Origin of the sequence: Prescottella defluvii (genome assembly GCF_000738775.1) — a bacterium.
In the GTDB taxonomy this organism is placed as follows: Bacteria; Actinomycetota; Actinomycetes; order Mycobacteriales; family Mycobacteriaceae; genus Prescottella; species Prescottella defluvii.
In genome coordinates this window covers 1-6,239 of sequence record NZ_JPOC01000165.1, presented here as the reverse complement: position 1 = coordinate 6,239, position 6,239 = coordinate 1, and the positions used below count along the sequence as shown (strand labels likewise).

Genomic DNA, 6,239 nt, shown 5'->3' with positions numbered 1-6,239 from the left:
CGTACGAGACGGGCATCTCCAGATTGGTTGGTTGGGACGGTCGCACTGCGAACGTCCGGGTGCGACCGGCCGGTGTGTCGCGGGGGAAGTCGACGGCCGAATTCCGATGTTAGTTCGCCGACGGCGTGGGCTAGCGTTGTCCCTCATGAGCGACGCGAGCCTGCTGCAGGGCCCCATCCATTCCGTCCACGCCGACCTCGGTGCCACGTTCGCACCGTTCGGCGGGTGGGAGATGCCCGTCTCGTACGCCGGCACGGTCGCCGAGCACACCGCGGTCCGGGAGTCGGTGGGCCTGTTCGACGTCAGCCACCTGGGCAAGGCCCTGGTGCGCGGCGCCGGCGCGGCCGACTTCGTCAACGCGACGCTCACCGCGGACCTCACCAAGGTGGGCCCCGGACAGGCCCAGTACACGTTGTGCTGCACCGAGACCGGCGGCGTCGTCGACGATCTGATCGCCTACTACGTCGCAGACGACGAGGTGTTCCTGGTGCCGAACGCCGCGAACACCGCCGACGTCGTCGCGCGACTGCGGGCCGCGGCACCGGCCGGGGTCGAGATCATCGACCAGCATCGCGACTACGCCGTGTTCGCCGTGCAGGGTCCGAAGTCCGCCGACGTCCTGGGCGCGCTGGGACTGCCGTCGGACATCGAGTACATGGGCTTCGTGGACGCCGACTGGAACGGTGTCCCGGTGCGGGTGTGCCGCAGCGGCTACACCGGTGAGCGCGGCTTCGAGGTGCTGCCCCGCTGGGCCGATGCCGAGGCGCTGTTCCGGGCCCTGCTCGACGCGGTCCGCGCGGAGGGCGGCGAGGTCGCAGGCCTGGGCGCCCGCGACACGCTGCGCACCGAGGCCGGCTATCCGCTGCACGGTCACGAACTCTCGCTGGACATCTCGCCGCTGCAGGCGCGCTGCGGGTGGGCCATCGGCTGGGCCAAGCCGCAGTTCTGGGGCCGCGACGCGCTCACCGCGGAGAAGGCCGCCGGCCCGGCCCGCCGGGTGTGGGGCATCAAGGCACTCGACCGCGGTGTCCTGCGTCAGGGACAGACCGTGACGAAGGACGGCGCGACGATCGGCGAGACCACGTCGGGCACCTTCTCTCCGACGCTCAAGGTCGGTATTGCGCTGGCACTGCTGGACACCGCGTCCGGTGTGGCGGCCGGCGACGAGATCGCCGTCGACGTGCGCGGGCGTAGCCTGCGGTGCGAGGTCGTCACGCCGCCGTTCGTGCCGGTCCACACCAAGTAACGCTCGATACCAGGGAAAAAGCGGCGAAACTCAGTTAGATAGGATCACGGCTTATGACAGACGGCCTCGAATTCGCGCGTACCCAGCATCCTTCTCCCGCGACCGACGAGGCGCGGCGCGAGATTCTGGAGGCGCCCGGATTCGGTCGGTACTTCACCGATCACATGGTCTCGATCATGTACACCGAGGGTCGCGGCTGGCACGACGCCGAGGTGCTGCCCTACACGCCGATCGAACTCGATCCGGCCGGCATGGTCCTGCACTACGGCCAGGCGATCTTCGAGGGACTCAAGGCCTACCGGCAGCCGGGCGGCGGCATCTCGTCGTTCCGTCTGACCGCGAACGCCGAGCGTCTGCGGCAGTCCGCCCGTCGTCTCGCGATGCCGGAACTGCCCGACGACCTGTTCGTCCGCTCCATCGACGCCCTGCTCGACGTCGACGAGGCGTGGGTCCCCGCTGCCGGCGGCGAGGATTCGCTGTACCTGCGTCCGTTCATGTTCTCCACCGAGGCCGGACTGGGGGTGCGCCCGGCCAAGGAGTACCGCTACCTGCTGATCGCGTCGCCGGCGGGCGCGTACTTCCCGCGCGGGGTCAAGCCGGTGAGCGTGTGGCTCTCGCGTGAGTACGTGCGCGCCGCACCGGGCGGCACCGGCGCCGCGAAGTTCGCCGGCAACTACGCCGCGTCGCTGCTCGCGCAGGCGCAGGCGTCGGACGAGGGCTGCGACCAGGTGGTGTGGCTCGACGCGATCGAGCGCAAGTACGTCGAGGAGATGGGCGGGATGAACCTGTTCTTCGTCTTCGGCTCCGGCCCCGACGCGCGCCTGGTGACGCCGTCGCTGTCCGGTTCGCTGCTGCCGGGCATCACCCGCGACTCGCTGCTCGCGCTGGCCGCCGACGCCGGCTTCTCCGTCGAGGAGCGCAAGATCAGCACCGACGAGTGGCGCGAGAAGGCCGCGTCGGGCGAGATCACCGAGGTGTTCGCGTGCGGCACCGCCGCCGTCATCACCCCGGTCGGCCGCGTCAAGTCCGCGGAGGGCGAGTTCACCATCGCAGACGGCGAACCGGGCAAGATCACGATGGCGCTGCGCGACACCCTCACCGGCATCCAGCGCGGCACCTTCGCCGACACCCACGGCTGGATGACCAAGCTGCGCTGAGCGCGCAGACGAACTGACAACGGGCCCTTCCGCTTCGGCGGGAGGGCCCGATCGCGTTCGATCGCGTGTCAGCGCGAGGGTGATTGTCGGGTGAAACGCCTCACAACCGGTCTGCGGGTGGCTAGCCTGCGATCCATGCGCAGATCGAGGATCTTGGCGGCATTGGGGGCGTTTTCAACTTTGGTGGCGGTGTGGGGTGGTGCCGTCGCGCCTCCTGTGCACGCGGGTGCCGCTCCGGGGCAGCCGAGTGTCGACGATTTCTACCGTGCGCCGGACGGATTCGAGTCGACGGCCCCCGGCGCCATTCTGCGCGAGCGGCCGGTACAGCTGGCGTCCTACTCCGCCTTGCCGTTCAATGCACAGGCCTGGCAATTGCTCTATCGGACAACGGATCTCGCGGGCAAGCCCATGGCGTCCGTGACCACCGTGATCCTGCCTGCGGGTGCACCGCCCGCGGGTGGGCGTCCGTTGCTGTCGTATCAGATGGCCACGGACAGTATCGATCCCGCGTGTGCGCCCTCGATCGCCATGCAGCCGGGGTCCGGACTCGAGGCGTTCGCAAGCCAGGGCGAGATGACCTTCGTCGGTCAGGCTCTCCAACGGGGCTGGGCGGTATCGGTTCCTGATCACCAGGGGCCTTCGGCGCGTCTCGGCGCTCCACGAGAGCCCGGCTACGTGGCGCTCGACGGCATCCGGGCCGCGGAGCGGTTCGCTCCGCTGGGACTGTCCGGGGCGCAGACGCCGGTCGGACTGTGGGGCTACTCGGGCGGCGGACTGGCAACCGGATGGGCTGCGGAAGTGCAGCCGTCGTACGCGCCGGAGTTGAACGTCCGGGGAATCGCGGTTGGCTCCCCGCTGTCGGATTCGCTCGCACTCAACCATGTGAGCGGAACGTTCTGGGCTGGGGCTCAGGTATTGGGTATCGCGTCGGCATGGCGAATGTTCCCCGACGCCGCACGTGAGATCGATGCACGCCTCACGCCGGAGGGGCGCGCAGCATTGATCGCTCCAGCTGATCAATGTGTGGCGTCGACGATCGGCACCAGCGCCTTTCGCGACAACACCGGCTACTGGACGGTCCCGTTCGCAGAACTGGTGCAGGTGCCGGCGGTCGCCGCAGCCATGGCAGAGACAAGGCTCGGCGGCAGTGCACCCGCGGCCCCGGTCTATCTGTACAGCGGCGTAAACGACGAGGTCATCCGGATCGGCACCGTCGATCGCCTGGCCGCCGCCTATTGCGCGGGCGGCACTCCGGTCACCTACCGTCGAGACGAGGTGAGCCTGCATGCCACGCTCATCGTGACCGGCGCTGCAGACGCACTGAACTGGCTGGGGGACAGGATCGGTGGCGAGCCGAGCGCCCCGGGTTGCGACACACAAACCTTGACCTCGACCCTGCAGGTGCCGGGTGCCGCAGAGACCTACGTCTCGACGAACCTGGGGACGGGAGACATCTTGATGGGCCGACCGATCGGGCCCCGGTAGGTCGTCGGGTCGCTACTCGGGATCAGCCTCCGAGTAGGAACCCGACGGCCGTCGCGGCGACGGTGAATTCGATGGCCGCTCCGAGCACGTCACCGTTGATGCCGTCGAAGCGGCGGACGCAGTGCCGGACCAGCAGTGCGGCCGCGGCGAGCACCGCGACGATCACCAGCGGTCCCTGCCACCACCGGTCGGGCACCGCCCAGAGGGACGCGAGCGTCAGAGCCAGACCCCACAGCGCGGCCACCCACCGCGGCTGCGAATCCGCGACCAGTGCGCCGAATCCGGTCGGGCTCGACGCGGGAATGCCTCGGCGACAGGCGAACACGGCGGACACCCGTCCGGCCGCGACGGCGATGGCCACCGCGGCGACGGCGCCGCTCGCGCCCAGCGCGCCGAAGGCGAGGGCCTGCGCACCGATCGTCACGACGAGAGCGGCCACGCCGAACGGTCCGGCGCCGCCGCTGCGCATCACCTCGCGGGCCCGCTCCGGGTCGCCGTAGCAGCCGAGGCCGTCCGCGGTGTCGGCCAGCCCGTCGACGTGCATGCCGCGGGTCGCCAGGGCCAGCGCGCCGACGGTCAGCAGTCCGGCGAGCGCGGGATCGAGCCCGGCCTCCAGCAGCAGCCACAGCACGCCCGCCGCGGCCGCGCCGAGCAGCGCCCCGACGACCGGTGCCGCGCCGATCGCCTGCCGGCCCTCGCGGCGGCCGATGTCCTGCGGGCCGCGGACCGGCAGCACCGTCAGCCACGACAGCCCCAGCGACAGGCCGGTCACCGCGGCGCGCACGATCAGTTCGATTCCGTCGGTTCGGGTTCGGGTTCGGGTTCGGTGTTGTTGCTCACGCCGGCCTGGTCGAAGGTGGCCATGTGGGCGAGCGTCGCGACCGCGCCCTGCAGGATCGGCAGCGCCGCGACGGCGCCGGAACCCTCACCGAGGCGCATGTTCAGGCCGAGGATCGGGTCGAGACCCAGGTGCCGCAGCGCGATCGTGTGCGCGGGTTCGGTGGACCGGTGGCCGGCCACCCACCACTCCCGGGAGCCGGGGGCGAGTTCCTCCGCGACCAGGGCCGACGACGTCACCACGAGGCCGTCGACGATCACAGGAGTCCGACGGACCGCGGCCTGCGCGAGGAAACCGGCCATCGCGGCCAGGTCGGCGCCCGAGACGGTGCGCAGCAGTCCGATCGCGTCCCGCACGTGCGGCCGGGCCCGGCGCAGGGCGTCGCGGACGGCGGCGGTCTTGCGCATCCAGCCGGCGTCGTCGATGCCGGTGCCGCGCCCGACGGCAGCGACCGGTTCGGTGTCGGTGAGGGCGGCGACGAGGACCGTCGCGGGGGTGGTGTTCCCGATCCCCATCTCACCCGCGATCAGCAGGTCGGCACCCGAATCGACCTCCTCGTCCGCGATGGCGCGCCCCGCGGCGATCGCGCGCAGCGTCTCCTCGTGCGTCAACGCGTCCTCGCGGTCGATCGATCCCGACGACCTGCGGATCTTGTACGCCGAGACCGACGGATCGGTGTCGGCGTCCACGGACAGGTCCACCACGCGCACCGCGGCGCCGGCGATCGAGGCGAGGACGTTGACGGCGGCGCCGCCGTCGCGGAAGTTCGCGACCATCTGCGCGGTGACCTCCGGCGGATACGCCGAAACGCCGTCTCGGGCGATGCCGTGGTCGCCGGCGAAGACGACGACGCGGGGATCGGCGAAGACGTGCGGCGGGCAGACACCCTGGCAGGCGGCCGCCCACACGGACAGTTCCTCGAGCCGGCCGAGGGAGCCGGTCGGCTTGGTCAGCAGCAACTGGCGAGCCTGGGCCTGAGTCCGGATCTCCGCGTCCGGTGGGACGGGAGGTTCGAAGTGGTAGGCGGATGGACTCACGGATTCGCTTGTCACGCTAGACCTTTCATTTGAGCGCCGTTCATTTGAGCGTCAGGGCGATGCCCGCGACGACGAGGATCACGTCGTCGCACACTGTGGCCAGTCGAGAATTGAGGGCGCCGATCTCGTCGCGGAACAACCGGCCTGCGCGGGTCTCGGGGATCACACCCAATCCCACCTCGGGACTCACGAGCAGCAGGCGGCCCGGATACGTCTCGACCGCCCGGACGAGCGCCTCGATGTTCGGTTCGACGGTGCCGCGGGGGGCATCCCAGGCGTTGGCGTCGTCGAGTTCACCGGTAAGCCACGTGCCCAGGTCGTCCACGAGCGTCGGTGGCTGGTGGTCGCGATCGCTCAGGACGTCGATCAGGTCGCCGTCGGCGCCGGTCTCGACCGTGGTCCAGGACGTCGGACGCCTGCTGCGATGTTGATCGATCCGGGACTCCCAGTCGTGGTCGTCCGGATACCTCCGCGCG

At 70.5% G+C, this 6,239-nt stretch carries 6 protein-coding genes; 3 read left to right on the top strand and 3 right to left on the bottom strand.

Features of this window, described 5'->3' with window-relative positions:
• The first annotated feature begins 145 nt into the window (after nt 1-145).
• The 3 genes from gcvT (at nt 146) to IJ15_RS0124250 (ending at nt 3,888) form a co-directional block, all read left to right on the top strand.
• A complete protein-coding gene (gene gcvT, locus IJ15_RS0124260; RefSeq protein ID WP_031940882.1) occupies nt 146-1,246 on the top strand; it encodes a glycine cleavage system aminomethyltransferase GcvT in 1,101 nt (366 codons plus the stop codon).
• A 53-nt stretch (nt 1,247-1,299) separates the two neighbouring features.
• Nucleotides 1,300-2,403, top strand: a complete 1,104-nt coding sequence (locus tag IJ15_RS0124255; protein WP_031940881.1) for a branched-chain amino acid aminotransferase — start codon at nt 1,300-1,302, stop codon at nt 2,401-2,403.
• Between the two features lie 135 nt (nt 2,404-2,538).
• Nucleotides 2,539-3,888, top strand: coding sequence for a lipase family protein (locus IJ15_RS0124250; RefSeq protein ID WP_081880902.1), 1,350 nt, complete (start codon nt 2,539-2,541; stop codon nt 3,886-3,888).
• A gap of 22 nt (nt 3,889-3,910) precedes the next feature.
• On the opposite strand, the gene IJ15_RS0124245 is transcribed toward IJ15_RS0124250, so the two are convergent.
• The 3 genes from IJ15_RS0124245 to IJ15_RS0124235 form a co-directional block, all read right to left on the bottom strand.
• Nucleotides 3,911-4,672, bottom strand: coding sequence for an adenosylcobinamide-GDP ribazoletransferase (locus tag IJ15_RS0124245; protein WP_231569649.1), 762 nt, complete (start codon nt 4,670-4,672; stop codon nt 3,911-3,913).
• Between the two features lie 2 nt (nt 4,673-4,674).
• Entirely contained in the window at nt 4,675-5,778 is a 1,104-nt protein-coding gene (cobT, locus tag IJ15_RS0124240; RefSeq protein ID WP_031940878.1) for a nicotinate-nucleotide--dimethylbenzimidazole phosphoribosyltransferase, read from the bottom strand.
• A gap of 25 nt (nt 5,779-5,803) precedes the next feature.
• The coding region (locus IJ15_RS0124235; protein WP_031940877.1) for a bifunctional adenosylcobinamide kinase/adenosylcobinamide-phosphate guanylyltransferase at nt 5,804-6,239 on the bottom strand (436 nt) is incomplete at its 5' end.